The sequence below is a fragment of the Corynebacterium sp. HMSC061H03 genome (assembly GCF_001838215.1).
GTDB lineage: Bacteria > Actinomycetota > Actinomycetes > Mycobacteriales > Mycobacteriaceae > Corynebacterium > Corynebacterium jeikeium_D.
In genome coordinates this window covers 44,865-70,311 of record NZ_KV836064.1, presented here as the reverse complement: position 1 = coordinate 70,311, position 25,447 = coordinate 44,865, and the positions used below count along the sequence as shown (strand labels likewise).

General features: G+C 59.7%; 19 protein-coding genes and 4 tRNA genes. 21 read left to right on the top strand and 2 right to left on the bottom strand.

What is annotated here, in order from left to right; translation table 11 throughout:
* Positions 1-96 precede the first annotated feature (96 nt).
* The 4 genes from menD to HMPREF2787_RS04635 all read left to right on the top strand — a co-directional run bounded on the left by menD (position 97) and on the right by HMPREF2787_RS04635 (position 4,405).
* The gene (gene menD / locus HMPREF2787_RS04650; RefSeq protein WP_083326659.1) at positions 97-1,929 is read left to right on the top strand and encodes a 2-succinyl-5-enolpyruvyl-6-hydroxy-3-cyclohexene-1-carboxylic-acid synthase; all 1,833 of its coding nucleotides are present in this window, start codon (positions 97-99) and stop codon (positions 1,927-1,929) included.
* A 68-nt stretch (positions 1,930-1,997) separates the two neighbouring features.
* Positions 1,998-2,489 (top strand): DUF3592 domain-containing protein, encoded by a 492-nt coding sequence (locus tag HMPREF2787_RS04645; protein WP_070858517.1) that lies wholly within the window; start codon positions 1,998-2,000, stop codon positions 2,487-2,489.
* A gap of 4 nt (positions 2,490-2,493) precedes the next feature.
* Positions 2,494-3,702, top strand: coding sequence for a glycosyltransferase family 4 protein (locus tag HMPREF2787_RS04640; protein ID WP_070858516.1), 1,209 nt, complete (start codon positions 2,494-2,496; stop codon positions 3,700-3,702).
* A gap of 10 nt (positions 3,703-3,712) precedes the next feature.
* Positions 3,713-4,405: a demethylmenaquinone methyltransferase gene (locus tag HMPREF2787_RS04635; protein ID WP_049172335.1), complete on the top strand. Its 693-nt coding sequence runs from the start codon at positions 3,713-3,715 to the stop codon at positions 4,403-4,405.
* Positions 4,406-4,456: 51 nt separating this feature from the next.
* On the opposite strand, the gene HMPREF2787_RS04630 is transcribed toward HMPREF2787_RS04635, so the two are convergent.
* On the bottom strand, positions 4,457-5,809 hold the full coding sequence (locus HMPREF2787_RS04630) for a geranylgeranyl reductase family protein (protein WP_246824198.1): 1,353 nt from the start codon (positions 5,807-5,809) through the stop codon (positions 4,457-4,459).
* A 118-nt stretch (positions 5,810-5,927) separates the two neighbouring features.
* Here HMPREF2787_RS04630 and HMPREF2787_RS04625 point away from each other — a divergent pair, with 118 nt between their 5' ends.
* The 15 genes from HMPREF2787_RS04625 to HMPREF2787_RS04555 all read left to right on the top strand — a co-directional run bounded on the left by HMPREF2787_RS04625 (position 5,928) and on the right by HMPREF2787_RS04555 (position 22,943).
* Positions 5,928-6,983: a polyprenyl synthetase family protein gene (locus HMPREF2787_RS04625; RefSeq protein WP_070858515.1), complete on the top strand. Its 1,056-nt coding sequence runs from the start codon at positions 5,928-5,930 to the stop codon at positions 6,981-6,983.
* A 180-nt stretch (positions 6,984-7,163) separates the two neighbouring features.
* Positions 7,164-7,245, top strand: a tRNA-Tyr gene (locus HMPREF2787_RS04620).
* A 401-nt stretch (positions 7,246-7,646) separates the two neighbouring features.
* Positions 7,647-7,719 (top strand) — tRNA-Thr (locus HMPREF2787_RS04615).
* Between the two features lie 39 nt (positions 7,720-7,758).
* Positions 7,759-7,832, top strand: a tRNA-Met gene (locus HMPREF2787_RS04610).
* A gap of 103 nt (positions 7,833-7,935) precedes the next feature.
* A tRNA-Trp gene (locus HMPREF2787_RS04605) sits at positions 7,936-8,008 on the top strand.
* A 456-nt stretch (positions 8,009-8,464) separates the two neighbouring features.
* Positions 8,465-8,773, top strand: coding sequence for a preprotein translocase subunit SecE (gene secE, locus HMPREF2787_RS04600; protein WP_016422041.1), 309 nt, complete (start codon positions 8,465-8,467; stop codon positions 8,771-8,773).
* Between the two features lie 189 nt (positions 8,774-8,962).
* The gene (gene nusG, locus HMPREF2787_RS04595) at positions 8,963-9,835 is read left to right on the top strand and encodes a transcription termination/antitermination protein NusG (protein ID WP_070603549.1); all 873 of its coding nucleotides are present in this window, start codon (positions 8,963-8,965) and stop codon (positions 9,833-9,835) included.
* 339 nt (positions 9,836-10,174) lie between these two features.
* The gene (gene rplK, locus HMPREF2787_RS04590) at positions 10,175-10,612 is read left to right on the top strand and encodes a 50S ribosomal protein L11 (protein WP_070858514.1); all 438 of its coding nucleotides are present in this window, start codon (positions 10,175-10,177) and stop codon (positions 10,610-10,612) included.
* Positions 10,613-10,714: 102 nt separating this feature from the next.
* The gene (gene rplA / locus HMPREF2787_RS04585) at positions 10,715-11,419 is read left to right on the top strand and encodes a 50S ribosomal protein L1 (protein WP_016422044.1); all 705 of its coding nucleotides are present in this window, start codon (positions 10,715-10,717) and stop codon (positions 11,417-11,419) included.
* Positions 11,420-11,672: 253 nt separating this feature from the next.
* Positions 11,673-12,305, top strand: coding sequence for a hypothetical protein (locus tag HMPREF2787_RS04580; protein WP_069359387.1), 633 nt, complete (start codon positions 11,673-11,675; stop codon positions 12,303-12,305).
* Between the two features lie 387 nt (positions 12,306-12,692).
* Complete coding sequence (gene rplJ, locus HMPREF2787_RS04575) at positions 12,693-13,205, top strand: 50S ribosomal protein L10 (protein WP_016422046.1); 513 nt, start codon at positions 12,693-12,695, stop codon at positions 13,203-13,205.
* 124 nt (positions 13,206-13,329) lie between these two features.
* Positions 13,330-13,713 carry a 50S ribosomal protein L7/L12 gene (rplL, locus tag HMPREF2787_RS04570; RefSeq protein WP_016422047.1) on the top strand — a complete coding sequence of 128 codons (384 nt, stop codon included), beginning with the start codon at positions 13,330-13,332 and terminating at the stop codon, positions 13,711-13,713.
* Positions 13,714-13,957: 244 nt separating this feature from the next.
* Positions 13,958-14,902: a cell envelope lipid trafficking protein PgfA gene (locus HMPREF2787_RS04565; protein WP_246824196.1), complete on the top strand. Its 945-nt coding sequence runs from the start codon at positions 13,958-13,960 to the stop codon at positions 14,900-14,902.
* A 432-nt stretch (positions 14,903-15,334) separates the two neighbouring features.
* A complete protein-coding gene (locus HMPREF2787_RS04560) occupies positions 15,335-18,823 on the top strand; it encodes a DNA-directed RNA polymerase subunit beta (RefSeq protein WP_042388391.1) in 3,489 nt (1,162 codons plus the stop codon).
* Positions 18,824-18,971: 148 nt separating this feature from the next.
* The gene (locus HMPREF2787_RS04555; RefSeq protein ID WP_070858513.1) at positions 18,972-22,943 is read left to right on the top strand and encodes a DNA-directed RNA polymerase subunit beta'; all 3,972 of its coding nucleotides are present in this window, start codon (positions 18,972-18,974) and stop codon (positions 22,941-22,943) included.
* 307 nt (positions 22,944-23,250) lie between these two features.
* On the opposite strand, the gene HMPREF2787_RS04550 is transcribed toward HMPREF2787_RS04555, so the two are convergent.
* Positions 23,251-23,898, bottom strand: a complete 648-nt coding sequence (locus HMPREF2787_RS04550) for an SDR family oxidoreductase (protein WP_070827567.1) — start codon at positions 23,896-23,898, stop codon at positions 23,251-23,253.
* A gap of 542 nt (positions 23,899-24,440) precedes the next feature.
* Here HMPREF2787_RS04550 and rpsL point away from each other — a divergent pair.
* Both rpsL and rpsG read left to right on the top strand, forming a co-directional pair.
* Positions 24,441-24,812 carry a 30S ribosomal protein S12 gene (rpsL, locus tag HMPREF2787_RS04545; RefSeq protein WP_038627636.1) on the top strand — a complete coding sequence of 124 codons (372 nt, stop codon included), beginning with the start codon at positions 24,441-24,443 and terminating at the stop codon, positions 24,810-24,812.
* A 3-nt stretch (positions 24,813-24,815) separates the two neighbouring features.
* Positions 24,816-25,286: a 30S ribosomal protein S7 gene (gene rpsG / locus HMPREF2787_RS04540; protein ID WP_070858512.1), complete on the top strand. Its 471-nt coding sequence runs from the start codon at positions 24,816-24,818 to the stop codon at positions 25,284-25,286.
* Positions 25,287-25,447 lie beyond the last annotated feature (161 nt).

Genomic DNA, 25,447 nt, shown 5'->3' with positions numbered 1-25,447 from the left:
CCATGATGCAATGACCGCCTGACCCTACCGCCCGAAAAACGGCTTCCAAACTGACATAAACCTAGTCAGTAACTCCCGGCAAGTAGCCTATTGAGTGTGAACAATAACCAGGACACCTCTCAAGACCCGGACACCGGCGCGGTCGAAACCACTCACGCCGCCCAGTCCACACAAGCCCCATCCGCAGTGGTAGCGGGCCTCATCGTCGATGAGCTGCTGCGTCTCGGCATGGTCGATGCCGTGGTGTGCCCGGGTTCCCGGTCCGCCCCGCTCGCCCGCGCTCTGGTCCAGGCCGCCGACGCGGCGAAGGTTCGCCTCCACGTACGTATCGATGAACGCTCCGCCGCCTTCCTCGCCCTCGGCCTGGCCTCGCGCACCCGCAAGGTGACCCCGGTAATTACAACGTCCGGCACAGCAGTGGCGAACCTCGTGCCCGCCATGGTGGAAGCCACCGCGTCGGGCATTCCGCTGCTGGCACTGACCGCCGACCGCCCCGCGCATTATCGAGGCACTGGCGCGAACCAGACCATCGTCCAGGATCGCCTGTTCGCTGATGCCTCCGTTGTCGAGTTCGATCTGGACGGCACCGCCCCGGTCACGAAGGCCACCGCCGCGCAGATCCGCGCCCGCATCGATCGCGTTGTCGCCGCCATGGCATCCGGCGCCGGCCACCTTAACGTCCGTTTTGTCGAACCGCTCGTGCCTGACGACGACTCCGTCGCCGACATCCCCGAGGGCCGCGCCGACGGCGGCCCCTGGACCACGATTGCGCCTACCAACAGCAACAACGTCGGCGCGGCCGCCATCGCAGCCAACTCGGCCACCGCAACCGGCCCGGCCAACGCGGCTAGCACAGCCACAATTGACATCAGCCGCCGCACACTCGTGATTGCGGGTTCGAATGCCCCGCACCTGCCGGCGCTGGAGGATCTGCCAACCATCGCTGAGCCGAATGCATATGCGCCGGCGCACCCGGTTCACCCGCTCGCGGCGGGTACTTTTGCGCAGATTCTGCCGGAGCAGATTGTGTTAGTCGGCAGGCCGACGCTGCACCGAGGTATCTCTAAGCTGCTGGCCAATCCGGATATCGAGCTGACCGTTGTCTCCGAAGCGGAAAACCACGGTTTTGGGGTGGAGTTCCCGGATGTGACGGCGAACGCAAGGGCCGTCGTTAGGCATGTGCAGACTGTGGGGGAGCAGGACCCGCAGTGGACGAAAATCTGTGAGGCTGCCAGCGAATTGGCGGTGAAGTCCGTGCGAGAGACGCTTACCGAGTCGATTGAAGCGGAGGAACCGCTGACCGGATTTCATGTGGCGGCGGCTCTGACGGATAGCCTGCGCACGGGTGACAACGTGGTGCTGGGCGCGTCGAACCCGGTGCGCGATGCGTCGTACACGGGCCTGCCTTTCCCGGGTGTGAACACGTATGCGGGACGAGGTGCCGCGGGCATCGACGGCACGGTGGCGACGGCAATCGGTATTGCGCTGGCGTCCGACCGTGAGCATGCCGACGAGATTCGCCCGCCGCGGACGATTGCACTTATGGGTGACCTGACGTTCCAGCACGACTCCGCAGCGTTGGCAATTGGGCCGCTGGAGCCGAGGCCGGAAAACCTCACCATCGTGGTGGCCAATGATGCCGGTGGCGGTATTTTCGAGACGCTGGAGGCGGGCAGCCCGGCTCTGCGGGGAAGCTTTGAGCGCATCTTCGGCACGCCGCAGGACGTGGACTTTGAGGGCATCTGCCAGGCTTACGGGGTCGAGCACGTGCGTGTCGACCGCCTCCCAGATCTGCTCGCGCAGTTGCACCCGGATACCGATGTCGACGGCATCCGCGTCATTGAGGTGGCGACCACGCGTGCGACGCGTCGGCAGTTGCATCACAAGCTGGCATACAATGCGGAGATTGGGGTGCTGGACAAGCACTAGCCGGCCGGCAGCATCCAATCAGAGCTGGAAACAATCAGGGACAGAAAAATAGGGAGGTCGCGACCGCCATGCAGTGGAAAACTGCCCTGGCCAATTGGCCGCGCTTCCTTCGTCAGGTACTGCTCTTTGTGATGATTTGCCTGTTGCTGTCGTGTCTGGCCATGGTGGTTGGCTGCTTCATTAATGACCGCAATATCGAGTCGAACATGGGGCAGTCCGTAGCCAATGTGCGCTCGGTCGAGCTCCTTCGCACCACGGTTGATTTCGTCGACGAGAATGGTGATTTTCAGTCGCCACCAACCGGTTTGCTCTATCCCGTTGGTCTGGAAGAGGGGCAGCGCGTCCGCGTCGAATACGACCGCACTGATCCCAATGTCGTCCGCGTCGCCGGACGCACATGGACGTTGTCACTTCTCCCGGCGACCAGCATCGCTTCGGTTGCGTTTATCGTTGTCGCGCCGTTGTGGTGGTTGTCGTTGCGCGCAACCCGTCGTTTACAAAGAGATCCCCAAAAGGTAAACAGAGGGTCACTTTCGCTTTCCGACGAGATGGAAAACTAGCACCATGCGCGTTGCCATCATTGCTGAAAGCTTCTTGCCCAACATCAATGGAGTGACAAACTCCGTGCTGCGGGTGTTGGAACACTTACGCCGTGAAGGACACGAGGCGCTGGTGATTGCGCCGGGCGCTCGGGACTGGCAGGAAGAGGCAGAGTTCTACTGCGACTACCGCATTGAGCGTGTGCCCACTGTGATGGTGCCGTTGATTGATTCGTTGCCGATTGGTGTGCCGAACCGTCGGGTAGCGTCGGCGCTGACGCAGTTTAAGCCGGATGTTGTCCACTTGGCTTCGCCATTTGTGCTCGGTGGTGCGGGCGCGCTGACTGCCAAGGCACTGGGCATCCCGGCTGTGGCCATCTATCAGACGGACGTTGCGGGTTTTGCCAAGAACTACAAGTTGGCGGGGCTCTCCACGGCCGCGTGGTTGTGGACGCGCGTGATTCACAACTCCTGCGCCCGAACGCTGGCGCCGTCGTCGCCGACTATTGAGGACCTGCAGGATCACAAGATTCGTGATGTCTACCGCTGGGGCCGCGGTGTTGATGCGGTTCGCTTTACTCCGACAAAGCGTAGTGAAGAGCTCAGGAAGCAGTGGAGCCCGGAGGGCAAGCCGATTGTTGGTTATGTCGGCAGGCTCGCGGCGGAGAAGTCTGTGGAGCGGCTGGCAGCGCTGAACGGCCGCGATGATATCCAGGTGGTCATTGTCGGCAATGGCCCGGAGCTGCAGAAGCTGCAGAAGCAGATGCCGAATGCCGTCTTTACCGGACAGCTCACCGGCGATAAGTTGGCAGCGGCATTCGCCAGTCTGGATGTGTTCGTCCACACCGGTGACTTTGAAACCTTCTGCCAGGCGGTACAGGAAGCCCACGCCTCCGGTGTGCCGGCTATCGCTCCGAACGCAGGCGGCCCGCGCGACCTGATTACCAACGACGTCAACGGCTACCTGCTGGAACCCAAGACTTTCACCCGCGATCTGTCTGAGGCGGTCGACAAGCTGCTGCTCGTCGACGATGAGCTGGCACGTAAGCAGCTGCGCAACCGCTGCCGCGACACCGTGACCGAACGCACCTGGGAAGCACTGTGTGCAGACCTGGTTCGCCACTACGAGGAGGTTTCTGGGGTCTCCGCGGCCGAGACGTCAAGCAAGGTCGCAGCAGATGCGATTGATGCCTCCCGTACAGGTGCTGCTACGCGTCAGAAGTCGGTCGCGTAATCTGGACATCGTGTCTAGGGCTGATTTAACGAAAAATCCCAGCGAAGTCGCCTCGATGTTCGACGGCGTGGGGAAGAATTACGACATCACCAATACCGTGCTCACCGGTGGTATTGACCACTACTGGCGTGTGCGCACGGCAAAGCGCCTGAACCTGCAGCCCGGCCAGAAGGTCCTCGACCTGGCCGCTGGTACGGCTGTTTCCTCAGTGGAGTTGGCAAAGTCTGGCGCATACGTCGTTGCCTGTGACTTCTCCCGAGGTATGCTCAAGGCCGGTGCACACCGCGATGTTCCCAAGGTCTGCGGTGACGGCATGAAGCTGCCATTCCCGGACAACACCTTCGACGCGGTGACCATCAGCTTCGGTCTGCGCAACATCGTGGACTACAAGGCGGGCCTCGCTGAGCTAGCCCGCGTGGCCAAGCCCGGAGGCCAGCTAACAGTCTGTGAGTTCTCCACCCCTGTGGTGCCGGTGTTCAGCACCTTCTACAAGGAATACCTGATGCGGGCACTGCCGCAGATTGCCAAGGTTGTCTCCTCGAACCCGGAGGCCTATGTGTACTTGGCGGAGTCGATTCGCGCCTGGCCAAACCAGCCGCAGCTTGCCCGCGACATCAATGCCTCTGGCTGGGAGGATGCCGGTTGGCAGAATCTCACCTTCGGTATCGCAGCGCTGCACTCGGCAACCAAGCCCGTGCAGTAGCTCGCTAGCTCTCAGTCGGGCTGGGTCGCAGGGTCCGTCGTAAAGCGATTCCTACTGCCAGGGCTGGCGCCCGAACCACTTATCGGAGGCCAGCGCTGTCCTCCCCGAAGCGCGCCAGAGTCGCGCCACTACGTCGCGGTCGTGTTCCGTGACCAGGTTTCCCATCAGGCGTGCGGCAACACCCATGAGCTGGCTTCCCCACGGGGCGCCGATGGTCAGCGGGCCGACCGTGGGAAGGAAGCTCGGGTACGTCAGCGTCAGCGCCAACTTGCGAGCCAGCGAGAAGCCGGTGCCGTAGTGGTCGCGAAGTAGGGCGGGCCAGGAGTGCGTCAGCCCATCGCGGCCCGCACCAATCGAACTAATCAGCTCCACTGCCAGTCGCGCCGACTCCATGCCGTAGTCAATGCCCTCACCGTTGAGCGGGTTGACCAAGCACGCAGCATCACCGAGCAACGCCCAGTTCGGCCCCGCCACATTCGACACGGCACCGCCCATCGGCAGCAGCGCCGACGTCACGTGCTCCGGCTCGCTCATCTGCCACTGATCGCGCACCTGTCCGTGGTACTCGCGCAGCAACTTCTTCACATTCGTGCGCGCCGGGCGTGCCGATGTCGCCAGCGCCCCACACCCCACATTCGCCCGGCCTTCTCCCAGCGGGAAAATCCAGCCATAGCCCGGGTGCGTCTGCCCATCGGAGCTGCGCAGTTCCAGGTGCGAGTGAATCCAGTCATCCGCTACGTCTGCGCTGTCGAAGCTGACATACGACCGTGCGGCCACGCCAAAGACGTTGTCTCGATGCCACGCACGCCCCAGCTGCTTGCCGACGGTACTGCGGACCCCATCGGCCACGAGCAACCAGCGGGCCGAGATGGTGTGTGGCTTGCCCTCGCGGTCGGAAAGCTCCACCTCGCGCACGCCATGACCCCGCGTGCCGCCAGTGTTCAGCGCTCCGAGAACCACCTTCCGCGCTGCGACTCCATCAAAGACCTGCGCACCGGCATCAGCGGCGGCATTGAGCAAGAAAGTGTCGAGCTCAACTCGCGACATCGCGGATCCGACAGCGGGAAAAGTGCCGGAGGCATCATCTGGCCAAGGTGCGGTGATGGAGCCGCCGAAGCCGTGCAGCTTGAGTCCGCGGTTGCGGTTGCGGCGCAGGAGCTCGTCGTCAAGCCCTAGACGACGTAGCTCAGCGATGGCGCGAGGAGTGAGTCCGTCGCCACAAGTTTTGTCGCGCGGGAAGCGCTGGGAGTCGACCACAGTGACCGAAAAACCGGCGCGGGCGGCGTGAATCGCGGCTGCGGAGCCGGTGGGGCCTGCGCCAACAATGAGCACGTCAGTGCTGCTGGGTAGAGCGACGGTGCCGTCGAACGTGGGGGAAACTCGCGAAATCGGGCTTGAGGTCATTGCCCCAGCGTATAACGACGTTGAAACAAATATGGGAACTGGTCTGCTAGCCACTATGCTCGTAAGGTAGTTTATTTAGCAGTTTCTTATCTTTTATCGTCAGTTAGGCAGGTCTCGAATGCGTACTGGAGACTACTCCGGGCTTAGTTCCGGAAGTGCTCAGGGCACTGGTGAGCACACCGCCACTAGTTCTCACTTCGTTGATGAGGCGCTGGAAGCAACTATCACCGAGGGAATGCGCAAGAGCGAGGACCTCCTGATTACCGAGCTGGGGCGCGGCGAGGACTTCCTAGTCGAGCGGGTTTCCCACCTAGCTCACGCTGGTGGTAAGCGCTTCCGCCCGATGTTTACCATGCTGGCCGCGCAGTTCGGTGAGAACCCGGAGAGCGATAAGGTCATCACCGCCGCGACGGTGCTGGAGCTGACGCACCTGGCGACGCTCTACCACGACGACGTCATGGATGAAGCGGATAAGCGCCGCGGCGTGCCCTCCGCAAACTCGCGCTGGGACAACACCGTCGCCATTCTGGCCGGTGACTACCTCTTCGCTGCTGCGTCCCGCCTGCTGGCAGAGCTCGGCTCCGAGAGCGTGGCTCACTTCGCTGAGACCTTCGGTGTTCTTGTCACAGGTCAGATGCGCGAGTGCCTCAACGACTTGGACCTGCCGATTGAAGAGCGCATCGAGCGCTACCTGAAGGTCATTGCCGAAAAGACCGGTGTGCTCATCGCATCGGCTGGCTATCTCGGTGCCTATCACGCCGGTGCGTCCGCCGATATTTCCAACGCGCTGCGCCGCTATGGCGAACTAATCGGTATCGTTTTCCAAATTGTCGACGACATCATCGACATCTCCTCCAACACCGATCAGTCTGGCAAGACTCCGGGCACTGACTTGCGCGAGGGTGTCTTCACGCTGCCGGTTCTCTACGCGCTGCAGGAAGATACTCCAGCCGCTGACCGCCTCCGTGAGATTCTCGTCGGCCCAGTCGCCGACGACGCGCTTGTCGACGAGGCCCTCGAGCTCCTGGCTCAGACCAACGGCGTGGCTCGCGCGATGGAGAAGGTCAATGAACTGCTGGATGAGTCCGACCGCGTCATTGCTGACCTTCCCGACTGTGCGGCCAAGGATGCTCTGCGTCACGTTGCTCGCTACACCGTGGAGCGCGTGGGGTAGTGGATTGAGCTCCATCGGCGAGACGAGCCTAGGGACGAGCACTGCTCTGAGGTGAGCTCGGCTCTGGGTTGAGTTCTGCTGAGGGGTGAATCCGGGTAGGAAAATATCCTCTCGACCTGCCGATTTGTGTAAATGACAGAGTAGTGGGTAGCATTCCATTCGCACCGTTTAAGAGTGCACGCCAGATTGCCCGAGCGGCCAAAGGGAGCGGATTGTAAATCCGTCGGCATTGCCTTCGTTGGTTCGAATCCATCATCTGGCACAGTGAAATCACCGCGAGAACTTTCTCGCGGTGATTTTTTTTGTTTGTAGGGGCCGTTGGTGGGGATGCGGGGCAGGGGTTTGGGGTAGGGGCTCGAGTGAGGGGCTCTGGATTAAGCGGGGGCAGGGGCTCGAGTTAGAGGCTCGAGTTAGAGGGCAGCCACTCATCGATGAGCTATTCACTTATGGTTCCGCTGGAGCTCATCGATAAGTGAATAAATTATCCATAAGTGCGCGCCAAATGTCTGCAAACGCGACAAGAAATACCGCTGCCTACCTGCTGATTTGTGCTTAGTGGTGATTTCGGGTTAATCTTTGCAAGGCTTCACGGAGAGCACAGAGCGAAACAAAGCGGTCAACAATTGGCCACGGAGTTACGTGCTGAGTTCAACGGATGCTGATGCCCCCTTAGCTCAGTCGGCAGAGCGTTTCCATGGTAAGGAAAAGGTCGACAGTTCGATTCTGTCAGGGGGCTCTGTTCTTTTATACGGACTTATGTCCGGTAGAGAATAGGGGCGATGTAGCTCAGATGGTGAGAGCGCACGACTCATAATCGTGAGGTCGGGGGTTCGATCCCCCCCATCGCTACTACGGACAGTGATGTTCGTCGAACCCCGCCTTGATTATGCAGCAATGCAGTAAGGTGGGACATTGTCAGCTAAGGACTGAAAAGTTCTTTCGCTGGTGGTGAAGGGGCGTGGCTCAATTGGTAGAGCAGCGGTCTCCAAAACCGCAGGTTGCAGGTTCGAGTCCTGTCGCCCCTGCAAGTACCCGTCATCCAGGGCGTATAAAAATGCGTCTGGGTGGCGGGTTTTTCGTTTATGTTCGGTGGCGGTGGGGCAATGCGAGTTACTGACTGCGTTTATGACAAAAACAGCCCGAAAAATGGCTTGAAAGTGTCATAAACCCATACAGTTTCACATTTGCAGCCCCAAGTTCGCATCCCCGAGCGAGCGGCCGAAGCGAGCAGCCCGAGCGAGCAGCCCGTAGCTCTTTGGGGTTGTCAGAATCGAATCTCGAAGCCTGCGGTTCCCACGAAGGGCATTTCTTCGATAGTGTGGATTATCGGCTAGAATTTACGCACTGAACCAGACTTGCTCTGCACAGTGGGGGCTTGGCTCCGGAGAACTTCCCCGGAGTTTGCCCTTGAAGAATTCACGTTTGAGTTTCACTGTGCAGTATCTTTAGGTCTCATATGCACGAAGTAGCGAAGGAGCATCGTGTCTGAGGAAAACCAGACTTTCCAGGCGGCGGCTCGCCCGTCCGGTAAGCGCCAGGCGACGGGCGCGCAGACCACCGTGGCGAAGAAGCCTGCGCGTGAGAAGGAGACCAACGAGCTTTCGACTCGTAACCCTTTGGTTTTCATCAAGCAGGTTGTTGACGAGCTGCGCAAGGTGATTTGGCCGACCGGCCGCCAGATGGTCACCTACAGCATCATCGTGATTCTGTTCCTGATTGCCATGATCGCTCTCGTGTGGGGTGTGGACACGCTGGCCGGTCTGGGTGTTCGATCGGTGTTGGGCAAGTAATCGGTTATACTGTTTGAGTGATGCTTTTCATCCCGCCTCCGAGTTCCGGACGGCGGGATTATTCGTTAGCGCAGCTGGCGTCTGGCTGTGCGAAGTGATTGCGGATGGCATATTGGCTCTTAAGACTCTTTAGGCGAAGATGCCAATGTCGCGAACCGTTGATGTAGATACAAGAGGGGTTAGCACGACATGAATGATGGTCAGAATATTTTCTCCGAGGCCCAGTCCGCGGATGCTGCCGCAACTGAGCAGGATGCGCAGGACGCACCGGCTCAGGTAGAAGCTCCGGCCGAGGGTGCAGCCGACGCAGCCGCAGCCGACACAGCCGCAGCTGACACGGCTGCAGCAGAAGCAGCGCCGGCAGAGGAGACTGCCGCTGACGCTGAGGCACAGGCAGCTGCTGACGCAGATGCCGAGTACCGTAAGCGCCTGCGCGAGTTCCAGCGTGAGCTCAAGCGTCGTCCGGGCGACTGGTACATCATCCAGTGCTACTCCGGCTACGAGAACAAGGTGAAGACCAACCTGGAAATGCGCGCCCAGACCATGGGTGTCGATGAGCAGATCCACGAGGTCATCGTTCCGGTTGAGGAAGTCGAAGAGCGCAAGGACGACGGCAAGAAGAAGATCGTTAAGCGCAAGCTGCTGCCGGGCTACGTTCTGGTCCGTATGAGCCTGGATGATCCGTCCTGGTCCGTCGTCCGCGACACCCCGGGTGTTACTTCCTTCGTTGGTAGCGAGGGCCAGCCGTCCAAGGTCAAGATCCGTGAGGTCGCTAAGTTCCTCATGCCGAAGGAGACCATCACCGCGGACGCCGCTGAGGAAGCTGCAAATGCCGACGGTGAGCTGGCCGTCGCAGCGGCTCCGCAGACGGAGAAGAAGGCCGTCGCCATCGACTACGAGGTCGGCGAGTCCGTCACCATCCTGTCCGGTCCGTTCGCATCCGTGGCGGCGACCATCTCCGAGATCGACCCGGACACCGGCCGCATGAAGGCTCTGGTTTCCATCTTCGGCCGTGAGACCCCGGTCGAGCTGGGCATCGATGAGGTTGAGAAGCTGAACTAGGCCCGACCTTAAGCCAGGCGCAGAGCCAGGCGGCAAGCACAGCCCTAAGCCAAGCGCCGCGGAAGGCACCAGCTAGCTCGCTCGCGCAACCAATCCGGTAACGGATTTTGATGCACGCCATACGCTGCGGTAACGTAGCCGGGCGTGCATTTTTGTGCCTTGAGCACAGATGCGCCAAGTAATTCGTATCCCCGGTGGCTGGCACCAACTCGATGACCAGCGCCAGCGGCCTTGATGGTCGAGGGCGCAAGGTCGTCGTAAAGCGTCGGCATCCGGACGGGGTGAGTCGCCTTTTCATCGGGGCGGCGTGCCCCGGTAACTAGGAAGTAGGTTAATCCGATGGCTCCGAAGAAGAAGCTTTCTGCGATTATTAAGCTGCAGATTCAGGCTGGTCAGGCTAACCCGGCTCCGCCGGTTGGTCCGGCACTGGGTGCCCATGGTGTCAACATCATGGAGTTCTGCAAGGCTTACAACGCAGCAACTGAGAACCAGCGTGGCAACGTTGTCCCGGTTGAAATCTCCGTCTACGAAGACCGCTCCTTCACCTTCGTTCTGAAGACCCCGCCGGCAGCTAAGCTGCTGCTGAAGGCCGCTGGCATTCAGAAGGGCTCGGGCGTTCCGCACACCGACAAGGTCGGTTCCGTGACCTGGGAGCAGTGCAAGGAAATCGCCGAGCTGAAGAAGCCGGACCTGAACGCCAACGACATCGAGATGGGTGCACGCATCATCGCCGGTACCGCTCGTTCCATGGGCATCACCGTTGAGGGCGCTAAGTAAAGCCATCAGCTTTTAGCTGCACCTTCATCAAGTGGTAGGGCCAGCTTCGGCCCGCTAAACACCACAATCCAACCATTTCACTTAATTGAGATTGGACATTTCATGAGCAAGAACTCTAAGGCATACCGCGCCGCCGCCGAGAAGATCGACGCCGGCCGCATCTACTCTCCGCTCGAGGCCGCTAACCTGGCCAAGGAGACTTCCTCCAAGAACTACGACGCCACCATCGACGTCGCCATCCGCCTGGGCGTTGACCCGCGCAAGGCTGACCAGCTGGTTCGCGGCACTGTCTCCCTGCCGAACGGCACCGGTAAGACCGTCCGCGTTGTCGTCTTCGCTGCTGGCGAGAACGCCACCAAGGCTGAAGAGGCCGGCGCTGACTTCGTCGGTTCCGAGGAGCTGATCGAGAAGATTCAGGGCGGCTGGACCGACTTCGACGCTGCTATCGCTACCCCGGACCAGATGGCCAAGGTTGGCCGCGTGGCTCGTATCCTCGGCCCGCGTGGTCTGATGCCGAACCCGAAGACCGGCACCGTTACCCCGGATGTCGCTAAGGCTGTCACCGAGATCAAGGGCGGTAAGATTTCCTTCCGCGTCGACAAGGCTGCAAACCTGCAGGCTGTTATCGGTAAGGCTTCCTTCGACGCTGAGAAGCTGGCCGAGAACTACGGTGCGCTTATCGACGAGCTGATGCGCCTCAAGCCGTCCGCTGCTAAGGGTAAGTACCTGAAGAAGATCACCGTCTCCGCCACCAACGGCCCGGGCATCCCGGTTGACACCAGCGTGATCAAGGACTACACCGCCTAAATCAGCATCAGCCGATAGGCGAGTGTGCTCTTCACGAGTCACTCGAGAGTGACTCTGAGCAAAGCTCTTTAAAACCGCCGCCGCGCGCACTTTCCAGAGTGTGTGAGGTGGCGGTTTTGCATTGGCATAAGGGGTATCGATAGCGCGGTGGGGGCTTGGGCGCGGTAGACGTCGTAAAGCGAATTGCTAATCCAAACAACTAATCCAGGCGAAATGGACTCACAGCCAAAGTTTGTTGCTTAAAATCGCGACTATGACGTTAATTTTGGAACCCGAAGAAGGGCTGGAGGCGCTCGGCGAGATTAATCGCCTGGCGCAGCTCGACGACGGTTCCGGAATTATTGAACCGCAGCTCATCTCGTATCTCGACTCGTTGGGCGACGACGCCTATGACATGCCCTGCCTGCGCATCGCGGGACAGACTCTGCTGGGCGAGGTACTGACGGGGCTAGGGGAGGACGAGCGCGTAGCTGAGGTCCTTCGCCGCAATATCCAGGACTCTGTGGTGCTTCCGGGGATGAGTGAGGAGGAAGCTCTACAAGCTCGGGCGGCGCAGGTCGTGGTCGTGCGGCTGTTGCGCATCATCGCGCGGATGGAGGCCGTCGAGCTGCGTAATGTCGTGGCGCAGCAGTGCCTGGCATCGCAGATCCCGCCGGTTGTGCGCGTGGCACTGACACTCACCGTGGATATTCTCGACGCCGCCAGATTGGACGCACATCCCGACGACATGGTGCGCGTGGTGCTCGACTACGCCGACCAAGTGCTCTGGCTTGCCGACGACGACCTGAATGCGTACTTTGCCGAGCTCGAGATGATTGTCCAGCAACGTGAGAAGGACCTGGAGTTCGGCCGCTTCGGAGAGCCAGGTGCGGCGCGGTTTGGATAGGCGATTTGGTTAATTGCCAGGGTCTGGTATAAAGTTTCGTCACGAAGTTTGACCGGCTTCCAATCGGTACCAACATCGAGTTGGGAAGATGGAGGTTGGTACTCAAGTTTCACCGAAGACCGTCGGTCATTCGCTTTGAAAGAAGCGGATTGAAGGTTTCATTGTAGGAATACAGTGAGCGGCCCACGCAGGAGGACTTGGAAGCGCTTGCGCAGTTTGACTTCACCTGTTGACCTTAGGGTCGGCGGAGTTGAAGTGGAACATGCCAAAAGAATTGTGCGCCCCATCCTTGTGCGAGGATTGGGGCGTTTGTTGTATTTGCGCAAAAGAATCCTTCACTTGGCCGAGCGGAAAATTGCAAAGACCAGGAAGGAGGCGAGAGTACACATGGCAGCAAATGCTGAGAAGATTGCAGCTGTTGCAGCGCTGAAGCAGGACGTTGAAGAGTCCAACGCTATCGTGCTGACTGAGTACCGCGGCCTGTCCGTTGCGGAAATCACGGAACTGCGTCGCGCCCTCGGTGCTGATGTTAAGTACTCCGTCGCCAAGAACACCATGATCAAGATCGCTGCCGACGAGGCAGGGATTGAGGGTCTTGATGAGCACCTGAACGGCCCGACTGCAGTCGCCTTCATCAAGGGCGAGGCTGTGGATGCGGCTAAGGCGATTAAGAAGTTCGCCGGTGACAACAAGAACCTCGTGATCAAGGGCGGCTACATGGACGGTGCTGCAATGGATGCAGCACAGTTCGAGGCTCTTGCGGATATGGATAACCGTGAGACCACGCTGGCAAAGCTGGCTGGTGCCTTCAACGGCGTTCTGGCGAACGTCGCTGGCCTGCTCGACGCTCCGACCTCCTCGGTTGCCCGCCTTGCTGCGGCACTCGAGGAAAAGAAGTAATCCCGAGCGGCTCGCGATCTACGCGAACTAAATCACGCGAAAAACTTTTCAATATCACTTTGACGGCTTCGACCCCAGGGATCTCTGAGGGGAGCGGCCGCACCACACTCATAGGAGAATATCCATGGCTAAGTACACCACTGAGGAACTGCTCGAGGCTTTCAAGGAAATGACCCTCGTTGAGCTCACCGAGTTCAAGAAGGCTTTCGAGGAAGAGTTCGACGTTACCGCTGCTGCTCCGGTTGCAGTTGCTGCTGCAGGCGCTGCTGGCGGCGAGGCTGCTGCTGAGGAGAAGGACGAGTTCGACGTCGTCCTCGAGGACGCTGGCGCTAAGAAGATCGGCGTTATTAAGGCTGTCCGTGAGATCGTCTCCGGCCTGGGCCTGAAGGAGGCTAAGGAGATGGTTGAGTCCGCTCCGAAGGCTATCCTGGAGGGTGCTTCCAAGGACGACGCTGAGGCTGCTAAGGCTAAGCTGGAAGAGGCTGGCGCAAAGGTTGCCCTCAAGTAATTCAATTACTTGCCTCGGCCCCGGTAGTGGCCTAAAGCTACCAATTCTGACCGCCAATTCTGGGCTTCGTGCCCGGGGTTGGCGGTTCTTTTGTTCCTGGGGCCTTTGCTAACCCACCTGACCCGGGCAAAACCTCACTAATCTCACCCGTCACAGGGAGTTGAGGCAAAAACCAGCCCACTCATTGTCTTGATTACCCTTATTGGCCTGTAAAGTATCTAACATGCTCTCACGGCCGAGAATTTTGTCTATCCTTCTGTTGGGTCTAGGCACCGCACTGCTTGCTGCTGGCATTTTGCTGCCCAAAGTGCTCAATGTTGATCCCAAAATGCCGCTTGACCTGCCGCCGGTGTCGTATACCCTGCGGGCGGAAGACGGCGTATCCACCAGGATTAACGAAGAGGGCAAGCGGGAAGAAGTGCACTCGCCGCTGCAGCGACAGCTTCACGGCGTGCTCATCGAACCCGCGGATGCGGACAAGGTTTCGCTCCGCGTCGGCGTGACTGAAATGCGTGAGCTTCCCCCTGAGGTTATCGGCACCGACCCGCTGACGGAGCTTATCGAGGCCAATATCTGGACAGTGACCATCGACCGACTCACCGGCGAGGCGCTGGCTCCTGCGACGCTTGTCGACCGCATGGCGGGCGTTCCACGGTCAGTGGCTTTCGAGGGGAACTGGGTGAAGCTCCCGGCCGACACGGAGGAAAAGGAATACCTGATCTTTGATGATCTCCTCCACGATTCCTTGCCGGCAAAGTTTGTCGGGGAAGAGGAGCGCGGTGGTAACCGTGTCCTGCATTTCCGTCAGGACATTGAGAAGACGAATCTCGCCCAGAAGTACCGTTCTTACGTCTCTCAGCTAACCCAGGATGACAAGTCCGGATTCCTCCAGTACCAGGGCACGCGTGATTTGTGGGTTGAGCCCAAGTCTGGCTCGGTGATCGATATGGCCGAGGACATCCACCTTTGGTGGGAGACCCGCGACGGCGAGCCGATCATGGACTACCTGCGCTTCAACGGCAAGATGGACGAAGGCCTTTCCAATCAGCTTCTCTTTGGCGCAATACAGAATTTCCAGCGCCCAGCTCTAGAGCCATGGTCAATCGGCCTCATTGCGTCCGGTTCGATTCTGGTATTCATCGCAATCGTGGGCATCGTGCGTCCTTCGACCCGTCGTAAAGCAGAGTAACGCTTTACGACGGCCATAGCGCCCAGGCCTCATCGTTATATCGGTAACGGGTGAATGCGACACGCCCGATTTGTCAAGTTGTACTAGACAACTGCCAGTTTTTGATATAGGCTAAATCGTTGCGCTGGAATTAGTGTATCTGTCGCCAGCTCTTTTATAGTTTGCGCTCGGAGCGCGGGGCTATTATGTAGCACCGTTTTTCGTGCATCTAGCTGTTAAAGGAGTTGCTGCGGCGCCGCCGTTAGGGCTCGGGGCTCGCCTTTAAAGGCTGGTCTTGGAGGCCAAGTGGCGGGGGAATCACTTTCGTGTGTGACCAAAGGTTAGACGCAAAGTATCCCGGTGCGCAACAGAAATAATTCCTGCAACTTGAATCGCGTATAAACCAAGCGGGCGGAGCGCACCACCGGTTGCCGGTGTGCTCCACCGCGTGAGGTGCTGGAAGGACGCATCTTGGCAGTCTCCCGCCAGACCAAGGCAGTAACCGGTATTCCCGGAGCTTCGAAGAGGTACTCGTTTGCAAAGATTCAGGAGCCGATTGCGGTTCCTGGTCTGCTCGACCTGCAGCGTGAGTCTTTCGCATGGCTCATTGGCACGCCTGAGTGGCGCGCTCGTCGCCAGGAGGAGCTCGGAGAAGACGCTCGGGTTACCAGCGGTCTCGAAGATATTCTAGAAGAGCTCTCTCCGATCGAGGACTACTCCCAGAAGATGTCCCTGACGCTGTCGGACCCATGGTTCGACTCCGTCAAGAACACCGTGGATGAGTCCAAGGATAAGGACATCAACTACTCGGCTCCCCTCTACGTCACCGCGGAGTTCACCAACCGCGAGACCGGTGAGATTAAGAGCCAGACCGTCTTCATCGGTGACTTCCCGATGATGACGGACAAGGGTACGTTCATCGTCAACGGAACTGAGCGTGTCGTTGTTTCTCAGCTGGTGCGCTCTCCGGGCGTCTACTTCGATGAGACCATCGACAAGTCCACCGAGCGCCCGCTGCACTCGGTGAAGATTATTCCGTCGCGCGGTGCGTGGCTGGAGTTCGACGTCGACAAGCGGGACACCGTCGGCGTTCGTATTGACCGTAAGCGTCGCCAGCCGGTCACGGTTCTGCTGAAGGCTTTCGGCTGGACCACCGAGGAGATCAAGGAGCGCTTCGGCTTCTCTGAGATCATGATGGCCACCCTGGAGAAGGACGGTGTTGCAAACACCGACGAGGCCCTGCTGGAGATTTACCGCAAGCAGCGCCCGGGTGAGCCGCCGACGCGCGAGTCCGCGCTGGCTCTGCTGGAGAACAACTTCTTCAAACCGAAGCGCTACGACCTGGCTAAGGTCGGTCGCTACAAGGTCAACCGCAAGCTGGGCCTGGGCGCTGATGCCTCCGGCGAGATGGTTCTGACCGAGCAGGATATTGCTACCACCATCGAATACCTCGTGCGTCTGCACGACGGCGAGAATGTTATGACCTCGCCGGAAGGCGTCGAAATCCCGGTTGAGACCGACGATATCGACCACTTCGGTAACCGTCGTCTGCGTACCGTAGGCGAGCTGATTCAGAACCAGGTCCGCGTGGGTCTGTCCCGCATGGAACGCGTGGTTCGTGAGCGCATGACCACTCAGGACGTGGAGTCGATCCAGCCGACCACCCTGATTAACGTGCGCCCGGTTTCCGCGGCTATCCGTGAGTTCTTCGGTACTTCCCAGCTGTCCCAGTTCATGGACCAGAACAACTCGCTGTCGGGTCTGACCCACAAGCGTCGTCTGTCCGCACTGGGCCCGGGTGGTCTGACCCGTGACCGTGCTGGCCTTGAGGTTCGAGACGTTCACCCGTCCCACTACGGTCGCATGTGTCCAATTGAGACCCCAGAGGGTCCGAACATTGGCCTGATTGGTTCGCTGTCCTGCTACGCACGCGTGAACCCGTTCGGTTTCATTGAGACTCCGTACCGTCGCGTCCGCGATGGTGTCATCACCGACGAGGTCGACTACCTCACCGCTGATGAGGAAGACCGCTACGTCGTCGCGCAGGCCAACACCCCGATCGACGAGAACGGCCACTTCGTTCAGGAGACCCTGTCTGTTCGTAAGAAGGGTGGTGACGTCGAGTCCGTCCGCGCCGATGAGGTCGACTACCTCGATGTTTCCCCGCGTCAGATGGTCTCCGTGGCTACCGCCATGATTCCGTTCCTCGAGCACGACGACGCTAACCGTGCCCTGATGGGTGCGAACATGCAGCGCCAGGCTGTGCCGCTGCTGCGTTCGGAGGCTCCGTTCGTCGGTACTGGTATGGAGCAGCGTGCTGCTTACGACGCCGGCGATGTCATTGTCGCTTCGGCCACCGGTGTGGTCGAGACCGTGTCGGCAGACTTCATCACCATCATGGATGATGAGGGCCAGCGCCACACCTACCTGCTGCGCAAGTTTGAACGCACCAACCAGGGCACCTGCTACAACCAGAAGCCTCTGGTTGACGAAGGTCAGCGTGTTGAGGCCGGCCAGGTCATCGCTGACGGTCCGGGTACCGACAACGGTGAGATGGCACTTGGTAAGAACCTGCTCGTGGCATTCATGCCGTGGGAAGGACACAACTACGAGGACGCCATCATCCTGAACCAGCGCATGGTTGAGGAGGACATCCTGACCTCGATTCACATCGAGGAGCACGAGATTGATGCCCGCGACACCAAGCTGGGTCCGGAGGAAATCACCCGTGACATCCCGAACGCATCCGAGGAGATGCTGAAGGATCTGGATGACCGCGGTATCGTCCGCATCGGTGCCGACGTTCGCGACGGTGACATCCTGGTCGCTAAGACCACGCCGAAGGGCGAGACTGAGCTGACTCCGGAGGAGCGCCTGCTGCGCGCTATCTTCGGCGAGAAGTCCCGCGAGGTCCGTGACACCTCCATGCGTGTCCCGCACGGTGAGTCCGGCAAGGTCATCGGCGTCCGCGTCTTCTCCCGTGAAGACGATGACGACCTGGCACCGGGTGTCAACGAGATGGTCCGCGTCTACGTTGCGCAGAAGCGCAAGATCCAGGACGGCGACAAGATGGCAGGTCGCCACGGTAACAAGGGTGTTATCGGCAAGATCCTGCCGCAGGAGGACATGCCGTTCCTGCCGGACGGCACCCCGGTCGACATCATTCTGAACACCCACGGTGTTCCGCGTCGTATGAACATCGGCCAGGTCCTCGAGGTTCACCTCGGCTGGCTGGCGAAGGCCGGCTGGAGCATTGAGGGCGACCCGGATTGGGCTAAGCGTCTTCCGGCCGACCTGCACGACGTTCCGTCCGACTCCCTGGTTGCAACCCCAGTGTTCGACGGTGCTGAGAACGAGGAGCTCGCTGGTCTGCTCGCGTCGTCCCGCCCGAACCGTGACGGCGAGGTGCTGGTCAACGCTGACGGTAAGGCCACGCTGTTCGACGGCCGCTCTGGCGAGAAGTTCCCGTTCCCGGTTTCGGTGGGCTACATGTACATGCTGAAGCTGCACCACCTGGTCGACGAGAAGATTCACGCTCGTTCCACCGGTCCGTACTCCATGATTACCCAGCAGCCGCTGGGTGGTAAGGCTCAGTTCGGTGGTCAGCGCTTCGGTGAGATGGAGGTGTGGGCAATGCAGGCATACGGCGCTGCCTACACCCTGCAGGAGCTGCTCACTATCAAGTCCGATGACGTGGTTGGCCGCGTCAAGGTCTACGAGGCAATCGTGAAGGGCGACAACATTCCGGATCCGGGTATTCCGGAGTCGTTCAAGGTGCTTCTGAAGGAACTGCAGTCGCTCTGCCTGAACGTTGAGGTCCTTTCGGCCGACGGCGTTCCGGTTGAGTTGGGCTCCTCCGACGATGAGGAACTCGACCACGCGACCGCTTCCCTCGGCATTAACCTGTCCCGCGACGAGCGTTCTGACGCTGACTCCGCATAGTTTCTCGCTTAACGACGAAACATTGCGTGAGTATCAGGGTCGGGAAGCCCTAACTCGCGAATAACCCAACACAGACGACAACGTACAAAAACCTCCGCAGAGAATTTGGTTTCCGCATTACTTCGATGCGGAGGGAAAGGGAAAACAGGTGCTCGACGTCAACAACTTTGACGAGCTCCGGATTGGGCTCGCTACCGCCGACGACATCCGCCGCTGGTCTCGCGGTGAGGTCAAGAAGCCCGAGACGATTAACTACCGTACGCTGAAGCCGGAAAAGGATGGCCTTTTCTGTGAGCGTATCTTTGGCCCGACCCGTGACTGGGAGTGTGCTTGTGGTAAGTACAAGCGCGTTCGCTTCAAGGGCATCATCTGTGAACGCTGTGGCGTTGAGGTGACCAAGTCGAAGGTTCGCCGTGAGCGCATGGGCCACATTGAGCTGGCCGCTCCGGTCACTCACATCTGGTACTTCAAGGGTGTGCCGTCCCGCCTCGGCTACCTGCTCGATTTGGCTCCGAAGGATCTGGAAAAGATCATCTACTTCGCTGCCAACATCATCACTTCTGTGGATGAAGAGGCTCGCCACAACGACCAGGAAACCCTCGAAGCAGACATGCTCGTGGACAAGAAGCTGGTTGAGGACGACCGCGACCAGGAGCTGGCCGAGCGCGCCCAGACCCTGGAAGAGGATCTGGCTGAGCTCGAGGCAGCCGGTGCCAAGGCTGACGCCCGCAAGAAGGTTCAGTCTGCAGCCGAGCGCGAGATGCGCCACATCCGTGAGCGCGCCCAGCGCGAGCTGGATCGTCTCGATGAGATTTGGAACACCTTCATCAAGCTCGAGCCGAAGCAGATGATTATCGACGAGGGTATTTACACCGAGCTCGTCGACCGCTACGAGGACTACTTCACCGGTGGTATGGGTGCTGAGGCTATTCAGACCCTGATCCGCAACTTCGACCTGGCCAAGGAGGCCGAGGAGCTGCGCGAGATTATTCGCGACGGCAAGGGGCAGAAGAAGATGCGCGCCCTCAAGCGCCTGAAGGTTGTCACTGCATTCCTGCAGTCCGGCAACGACCCGGCCGCTATGGTGCTCGACTGCATCCCGGTGATTCCGCCGGAGCTGCGCCCGATGGTGCAGCTCGACGGTGGCCGCTTTGCGACCTCGGACTTGAACGACCTCTACCGTCGTGTCATCAACCGCAACAACCGCCTGAAGCGCATGATCGACCTCGGCGCTCCGGAGATCATCGTCAACAACGAGAAGCGCATGCTTCAGGAATCCGTTGACGCACTGTTCGACAACGGGCGTCGCGGCCGCCCGGTCACTGGTCCGGGTAACCGCCCGCTGAAGTCCCTGAGCGACCTGCTCAAGGGTAAGCAGGGTCGTTTCCGTCAGAACCTGCTGGGTAAGCGTGTTGACTACTCCGGCCGTTCGGTTATTATCGTCGGCCCGCAGCTGAAGCTGCACCAGTGTGGTCTGCCGAAGCTGATGGCACTTGAGCTGTTCAAGCCGTTCGTGATGAAGGAGCTCGTGGCCAAGAGCTACGCGCAGAACATCAAGAGCGCAAAGCGCATGGTTGAGCGTCAGCGCCCAGAGGTCTGGGACGTCCTCGAAGATGTCATTACCGGACCCCCGGTTCTGCTGAACCGTGCACCTACGCTGCACCGCCTGGGTATTCAGGCGTTCGAGCCGGTCCTGGTTGAGGGTAAGGCAATTCAGCTGCACCCACTGGCTTGTGAGGCTTTCAACGCCGACTTCGACGGTGACCAGATGGCAGTCCACCTGCCGCTGTCCGCTGAAGCACAGGCCGAGGCTCGCGTCCTGATGCTGTCCTCGAATAACATTCTGTCGCCGGCTTCCGGTAAGCCGCTGGCTATGCCGCGTCTGGATATGGTCACTGGCCTGTACTTCCTGACGCTGGAGAAGCCGGAGCTGCCGGGTGGCCACCAGGATGCCACCGAGGATGCACCGGAGCAGGGTATTTACACCAGCCCGGCCGAGGCCATCATGGCTTACGACCGCGGTGCAATTGGCCTGCAGAGTCCGATTAAGGTGCGCATCAGCCACCTGCGTCCGCCGGCTGAGATTGAATCCGAGCAGTTCCCAGACGGTTGGAACAAGGGCGATACTTGGCTGGCTTCGACCACGCTGGGCCGCGTTATGTTCAACGACCTGCTGCCGTGGAACTACCCATACGTCGAAGGCGTTATGGCTAAGAAGCCGCAGGCTGCGATCATCAACGACTTGGCTGCCAAGTACCCGATGATCACGGTCGCTCAGACCGTCGACAAGCTCAAGGATGCTGGTTTCTACTGGGCTACCCGTTCTGGTGTCACCATTGCTATGTCTGACGTGCTGGTTCTCCCGAACAAGCGGGAGATCCTAAACGGCTACGAAGAGAAGGCCGCCACGGTGGAGAAGAAGTTCCGCCGCGGTAAGCTCTCGGCTGCTGAGCGTCACGAGTCGCTGGTTAACCTGTGGAAGGCCGCGACGGCTGAGGTCGGTGAAAAGGTCGAGGCTCTGTACCCGGATGACAACCCGATTCCGATGATCGTGAAGTCGGGTGCGGCCGGTAACATGGGCCAGATTCACTCGCTGGCCGGCATGAAGGGTATGGTTACGAACCCTCGTGGTGAATACATCACCCGTCCGATTAAGACCTCCTTCCGCGAAGGCCTGTCGGTTCTCGAGTACTTCAACAACTCGCACGGTTCCCGTAAGGGTCTGGCCGATACCGCGCTTCGTACCGCTGACTCGGGTTACCTGACCCGTCGTCTGGTTGACGTTGCACAGGACGTCATCGTTCGCGAAGAGGACTGTGGTACCCACGATGGTGTCATTGTCGAGATTGGCGAGGATGTTCTGGACGCAGCCGGCAACCCGACCGGCGAGATCCGTCGTGCGAAGTATGTCGAGACCGCCGCGATTGCTCGTGTGCTGGCAGCCGATGTCACCGACGCTGAGGGCAATGTCCTTATCGCAGCTGACACCGACCTGAACGACGACCACATCACCCTGGCTCTCAGCCACGGTGTCAAGGAAGTCAAGGTCCGCTCGGTTCTGACCTGTTCCACCGCAACCGGTGTCTGTGCCAAGTGCTACGGTCGCTCGATGGCAACCGGCAAGCTCGTCGACATCGGAGAGGCTGTCGGTATTGTCGCTGCGCAGTCCATTGGTGAGCCGGGTACCCAGCTGACCATGCGTACGTTCCACCAGGGTGGTGTCGGTGGCGACATTACCGGTGGTCTGCCGCGCGTCCAGGAGCTGTTCGAGGCCCGCGTGCCGAAGAACAAGGCTCCACTGGTCCGCGAAAACGGTCGCGTGCGCCTGGAGGAGGACGAGCACTTCTACACGCTCACCCTCATCCCGGATGCCAACAGCGAGGACGAGGTCGTTTACGACAAGCTGTCCAAGCGTCAGGGCCTGGCTGAAATCACTGTCGATGGCCGTCGTCGCGCCATCCGCGATGGTGACCATGTGGTCAAGGGGCAGCAGCTGCTCAAGGGCGCTGCCGATCCGCACGAGGTCCTCGAGGTCCTGGGCCGCCGAGGCGTCCAGCGCCACCTCATCGAGGAAGTCCAGTCGGTCTACCGTGATCAGGGTGTGGCCATTCACGACAAGCACATCGAGGTTATCGTCAGCCAGATGCTGCGCCGCGTGATTGTGTCTAAGCCAGGTGACTCCGACCTGCTGCCAGGTGCACTGGTCGAGCGCTCCACGGTCATGGCTAAGAACCGCGAGATTGTCGCCTCCGGTGGCAGCGTCATCGAGGGCCGTCGCGTGCTGATGGGTATTACCAAGGCATCGCTGGCCACCGAGTCCTGGCTGTCCGCCGCCTCCTTCCAGGAGACGACGCGCGTGCTTACCGACGCCGCTATCAACAAGCGCTCGGATAAGCTCATCGGCCTGAAGGAGAACGTGATCATCGGTAAGCTGATTCCGGCTGGTACGGGTATCTCGCGCTACCGCAACATCACGGTTGAGCCGACTGAGGAAGCTGCCCGCCAGGCAGCCGCTCCGTTCGCTTCCTTCGGTGAGGGCTTCTACGGCGCCGAGGACACCTACGGCATCGACCAGGTCGGTTCCGCAGTTCCGCTGGATGACATCGGAACCTTCGAGTAAAAACCAATAGCTTTGCGGCAGTGGCTGGGGGAGCGGGAGAATTCCCTCGGTCACTGTCTGGCAAAGCACCTCGCCTGACAGTTGGGGCTTCGTGCGCTAACTGTTAGGTGGCAACCGGAAAAATCCTCCGGCACCGTTGTGGCTTACTAGCGGATTGCTAGTTCGTCACGGTCGTGCCGGAGGATTTTTTATTTGTCGAGGCAACCCAACTGGAAAACTCGGCTGGAGACTGAAGAAAGGCGATAGGAACAGAGGCAGGGGCAGGGAAGGGAGGGAGGGCTAGGGGGTCCGTCCCGGCCTCCCTCCTCTACATCTTGAGAGCCTCTGCAATCGGGGTGTTGCCCTCGTTGAAGTTAATCATGCGACCAACGGTAGCCTCGTTGAACACGGTCTGCGCGATGACATTGGCAACGGTCGCACGAGCGACCTCGCCTGCCTTGTCCGCCGTGGTGTCGATGGAATCCTGGCCCTCGTTGAGCGTGAGCGCACTCGGGCCGAGAATGGTCCATTCCAGGTTTGAAGCGCGCAGCGCTTCGTCGGCTGCAGCCTTGGACTCGGCATAGGCAAAGAAGCTGTGATCCTCTGGAACGCCATGGTCGTGGCCCGCACCAAAGTAAGAGACCATCACGTAGCGCTTAACGCCAGCCTGCTCGGCTGCGGCAATCGAAGTAATAGCTGCGTCGCGGTCGATCGCGTACGTCCGTTCTGGTGAACCTCCACCAGCGCCGGCGGACCAAATCACAGCGTCGTGCCCGCTGAGAAGGTCCGCAAACTGTTCGGTCGAGAGACTGGCGATGTCGTAAACGGCTGGTGTGGTGCCGAGAGCCTCGATATCCGGAACCTGGTCGGGGTTGCGAATAACAGACGTGACCTCGTAGCCATCGTCGATAAGTAGGGGAGTAGCGATTTGGGCCACCTTGCCGTGGCCGCCAATGACAATAACCTTCTTAGACATGTCCCCACCTATACGCTGCCAGTACACTGCTGGCAATGAAGAAGGCATTCGCCTGTGGTGAACATGGCGATTAAGTTTCTCCAGCGCTGATGCAGGACAGTACTATGGGCAAACCGAACGGACGGCAGAATTGGCCGAGTTATCGATTCAAACCGGCATAGTAACGTCTGCGTCTTTTGGGGCGAGGCGCGCCGTGCTGAACACCCAAAGATTTGATCACCAAGCCCACAAGCGCTCAAAGTGCTTGAAATTTATAGGCCATTACCAGGCTGTTTGGACTAAACCCGCAGCTCGCGTACTGTTATACAACGATCCCAGAAAAGAATTGGGAACTTGAGACATTACCCAGTAGGCCAGCGAGAGCGGCTGACTGGGTTTCGCACGTTCAAAATCCCTCCATTTCTTGCGTTCAACCGATGGGCTCACCACTGGATGAGTAATAACTTTTCTTGTGATGCATTCACACGGAAGGTGGTTACTCCGCTGCGGTTGGCATCGGTCGTGAGAATGTCCAGCGAGGATTGAAAACAGAAAGAGGCTTCATGCCCACTATTCAGCAGCTGGTCCGCAAGGGCCGCCATGACAAGAAGGCTAAGGTTGCAACCGCAGCTCTGAAGGGTTCCCCTCAGCGCCGCGGCGTTTGCACCCGTGTTTACACCACCACCCCGAAGAAGCCGAACTCGGCTCTTCGTAAGGTCGCTCGTGTTCGCCTGACCTCCGGTGTCGAGGTTTCGGCTTACATTCCGGGTGAGGGCCACAACCTGCAGGAGCACTCCATGGTGCTCGTTCGCGGTGGTCGTGTTAAGGACCTCCCGGGTGTCCGCTACAAGATCGTCCGTGGTTCCCTTGACACCCAGGGCGTCAAGGACCGCAAGCAGGCTCGTTCCCGCTACGGCGCAAAGAAGGAGAAGTAAGCCATGCCACGTAAGGGCCCAGTACAGAAGCGTCCTGTCGTCAACGACCCGGTCTACGGCTCCCCTCTGGTGTCGCAGCTGGTCAACAAGGTTCTGATCGACGGTAAGAAGTCGACTGCAGAGCGCATCGTCTACGGTGCACTTGAGATGTGCGAAGAGAAGACCGGTACTGATCCGGTGCTGACTCTGAAGCGCGCAATCGAGAACGTCAAGCCGGCTCTTGAGGTTCGTTCCCGCCGCGTTGGTGGCGCCACCTACCAGGTCCCGGTCGAGGTTCGCCCGGGCCGCGGCACCACGCTGGCACTGCGCTGGCTGCTGATGTTCTCCCGTCAGCGCCGTGAGAACACCATGACCGAGCGTCTCGCTAACGAGATCCTCGATGCATCCAACGGCATGGGTGCATCCGTCAAGCGTCGTGAGGACACTCACAAGATGGCGGAAGCAAACCGCGCATTCGCTCACTACCGCTGGTAATCGCTTATCGACGGGGGCCGCGAGTGGTCACCGTCGTAAAGCAGCTGCCGGTATGTCAACGGCGCGCGTCGGTCGCGGTCCACAGATCTTTAAGGGTCACTCAAATAGGGCCAGCCCGGCGCTTACACCCGATGTCTTGCGTAGAATTTACGCAAAAGGTG

Excerpts from the sequence above, each read along its gene's own strand:
- HMPREF2787_RS04645 (WP_070858517.1), top strand. The coding sequence starts at position 1,998 with ATGCAGTGGAAAACTGCCCTGGCCAATTGGCCGCGCTTCCTTCGTCAG.
- HMPREF2787_RS04640 (WP_070858516.1), top strand. The coding sequence starts at position 2,494 with ATGCGCGTTGCCATCATTGCTGAAAGCTTCTTGCCCAACATCAATGGA.
- HMPREF2787_RS04630 (WP_246824198.1), bottom strand. The coding sequence starts at position 5,809 with ATGACCTCAAGCCCGATTTCGCGAGTTTCCCCCACGTTCGACGGCACC.
- HMPREF2787_RS04625 (WP_070858515.1), top strand. The coding sequence starts at position 5,928 with ATGCGTACTGGAGACTACTCCGGGCTTAGTTCCGGAAGTGCTCAGGGC.
- nusG (WP_070603549.1), top strand. The coding sequence starts at position 8,963 with ATGAATGATGGTCAGAATATTTTCTCCGAGGCCCAGTCCGCGGATGCT.
- rplK (WP_070858514.1), top strand. The coding sequence starts at position 10,175 with ATGGCTCCGAAGAAGAAGCTTTCTGCGATTATTAAGCTGCAGATTCAG.
- rplA (WP_016422044.1), top strand. The coding sequence starts at position 10,715 with ATGAGCAAGAACTCTAAGGCATACCGCGCCGCCGCCGAGAAGATCGAC.
- HMPREF2787_RS04580 (WP_069359387.1), top strand. The coding sequence starts at position 11,673 with ATGACGTTAATTTTGGAACCCGAAGAAGGGCTGGAGGCGCTCGGCGAG.
- rplJ (WP_016422046.1), top strand. The coding sequence starts at position 12,693 with ATGGCAGCAAATGCTGAGAAGATTGCAGCTGTTGCAGCGCTGAAGCAG.
- rplL (WP_016422047.1), top strand. The coding sequence starts at position 13,330 with ATGGCTAAGTACACCACTGAGGAACTGCTCGAGGCTTTCAAGGAAATG.
- HMPREF2787_RS04550 (WP_070827567.1), bottom strand. The coding sequence starts at position 23,898 with ATGTCTAAGAAGGTTATTGTCATTGGCGGCCACGGCAAGGTGGCCCAA.
- rpsL (WP_038627636.1), top strand. The coding sequence starts at position 24,441 with ATGCCCACTATTCAGCAGCTGGTCCGCAAGGGCCGCCATGACAAGAAG.
- rpsG (WP_070858512.1), top strand. The coding sequence starts at position 24,816 with ATGCCACGTAAGGGCCCAGTACAGAAGCGTCCTGTCGTCAACGACCCG.